Below are 2390 nucleotides of genomic sequence, written 5' to 3'. Positions count from 1 at the left end.
CCGGCCGGCCGATCACCTCCCGATGGGGCCGTCGCCGAAGCGGCACCCCGAGACTCGGCGTCCGCCGAGCTGTCCGGCTCCGTCGTCATGAGTCCTCTTCCCCTGGTGCTCCGAACTCGACTTCCCGCTCGTGAGATGCCCTGGCCGTCACCGTCTTGGCTGGTCTGGTGCTGCTGGTCTGGTGCTGCTGGTCTGGCCTGAATGCGCTGGCCGTTCCCGGCTGCTCTCACCGTCGTCGTCAACGAATGACGGGCCCGCGGTGGGGCTGTTCACCCCACCGCGGGCACCGGCTAGTCCGATCGGAGCTGCGTCAGATCGACGTCAGGACAGCTTGTCAACCACCGCGCGGACCCGAGTCGCTACCGAGTCCGGCAGCGGCGCGTAACCAAGGTCGGCGATCGAGGACTGGCCCGCGTCCGACGCGGTGTAAGTCAGGAAGGACTTGACCAGCTTGGCCTGGTCGGCCGGGAGACCCGTGGTGCAGGCGATCTCGTAGGTGACCAAGTAGATCGGGTAGGCCCCCTTGGTTGACGCGGTGTAGTCGAAGGTGAGCTTCAGATCGTCACCGCTGGCAACCTTCGCGGTGCTCAGGCCGAGGGAGGCACCATCCGTGCTCGCCTTGACGTACTCTCCGGCACCGTTCTTGACCGCGACCGTGGACAGCCCGGCGTTCTCCGCGTAGGAGAGCTCCGTATAACCGATCGAGTTCTCGGTGGACTTCACGGTCGCAGTCACCCCGTCGCTGCCCTTGGCACCCTGGCCGCCCGGGGCCTTCCAGTCCGAGCCGGAGTCGAAGGTCCAAGCGGCGCCGGCCGCGCCCTTCAGGAACTTGGTGAAGTTGTCGGTGGTGCCGGAACCGTCGGACCGGTGCACCGAGGCAATCGGCGCGTCAGGCAGAGTAACCCCGCTGTTCTCCGCCGTGATCGCCGGGTCGTTCCACTTGGTGATGGCACCGGAGAAGATCTTCGCTATCGTCGGGGCAGACAGCTGGAGCTTGTCGACACCCGAGAGATGGTATATAAGCGCGACCGGGCCGACCACCATCGGCAGGTCGACAGCCGTACCGGGGGTACAGCGCTTGTCCGCGTCGGTCTTCTGCTGGTCCTTCAGCGCCGAGTCGGAACCAGCAAAGGAAACCTGCTTGGCGACGAACTGCTGCCGACCGGTCGAGGACCCCGTCGACTGATAGTTGATCTTTGCTCCGTCGCAGGCGTTCTGGTACGCCTTGACCCATTCGTCCATCGCGTTCTTCTGCGCGGAGGAACCCGATCCGGTAATGGAGCCCTTCTCGCAGGCGATCGCGCTCGCCCCGTTCGACGGCTTCGCCTCGGTGCCGCCGGAGTCACTGTTGTCGTCGGTGCCACACGCCGCCACAGTGAGCAGTGCCACCATTGCAGCCCCGATGGCGGCCTGACGCTTGCCTCGGTTCACGAGCAGCCCTTCGTTCTTGCGCGCTACGGCGCCGAATCGTCCGCCCCCTGGACTGGGGCGCCGACGAGAATCGAAGCCACCTCGAATGAACGTAAGGTGAACGTCCGCGAACGCGGACCCATCACCAACCGGAACACATCCATATCACCGGCTTCGTGGTTGGTTAGCCAGCCAATGGCCAATCCGATCATGACTGTGCGCATCAAATGATCGACAGATAGCCACTCTCGCCCATCGTCCCGAACATCACGCCACGCCCGGAACGCCGTGAACAAGTGACCATTGGTCACGGACGGAAGCGTGACGAGAACGGACGGGAGCCTAATGAGAACGGACAGGAACAGGCGAGAGTCTGACAGGAAGAACGCCGAGCCGCTCGGAACTTGATCATTCATGGTCATCGAGCGGCATCGTCGCTGTCAACCTTCCGACGCAGCAAGCATCGAAAGTTCACCGACGCGTGTCATGTCCGGCCCGGGGCGCCGCGCCCTGCGACGCAGCGGGACGGAGCCGGCGAAGCGGCCAACCCGCGCGCCGCGCTACGCAGCTGATCAGGACCTTCGTCTTCTGTTACCAGACGTCCACTCTGAGCACAGATCGCCGGTAGCCAACCCCGCGTTCGCGTGCTTTGCTGTAAAGCAACATCGATGTGGCTGACAGCATCAACGGCGTAGCCGAAGCAACGGCGTAGCCGAAGAGCACCACGACCCGTCCGTTCCACCCGACCAGCGCATCCGCCTGCGCCCGCCCACCGGGAGCCGTCCCGCCCGGCGATGAAGCGCGCCACGGCCAGCCACCGCCGCGTGGCGGGACGACGATGTCCCGTCACGCGGCGGATCGGCGGGGTCCGGCAAGCCGCAGACCGCATGGCGCGGGGCCCGCGGGTACCGCCGCGTCCGGTTGGCCGGATGACCCGGGGCCGGCGCTGCGCACCCCGTGCCGGCGGCACCAACCAGACG

General features: G+C 66.0%; 2 protein-coding genes. Both read right to left on the bottom strand.

Annotation, left to right across the window (positions count from 1 at the left end; genetic code table 11):
- Positions 1 to 321: 321 nt before the first annotated feature.
- Positions 322 to 1431 (bottom strand): phosphate ABC transporter substrate-binding protein PstS, encoded by a 1110-nt coding sequence (gene pstS, locus AC08ON_RS05520; protein WP_476606680.1) that lies wholly within the window; start codon positions 1429 to 1431, stop codon positions 322 to 324.
- 23 nt (positions 1432 to 1454) lie between these two features.
- Positions 1455 to 1832, bottom strand: coding sequence for a hypothetical protein (locus AC08ON_RS05515; protein ID WP_476606681.1), 378 nt, complete (start codon positions 1830 to 1832; stop codon positions 1455 to 1457).
- Positions 1833 to 2390: the final 558 nt, after the last annotated feature.

Source organism: Frankia sp. CoWAU3, assembly GCF_977971855.1.
The sequence above is the reverse complement of the archived record's forward strand: the minus strand, read 5'-3'. Positions and strand labels throughout refer to the sequence as shown.

Coding starts and splice junctions, on each gene's coding strand:
- AC08ON_RS05515 (WP_476606681.1), bottom strand. CDS start 1,832: ATGACCATGAATGATCAAGTTCCGAGCGGCTCGGCGTTCTTCCTGTCA.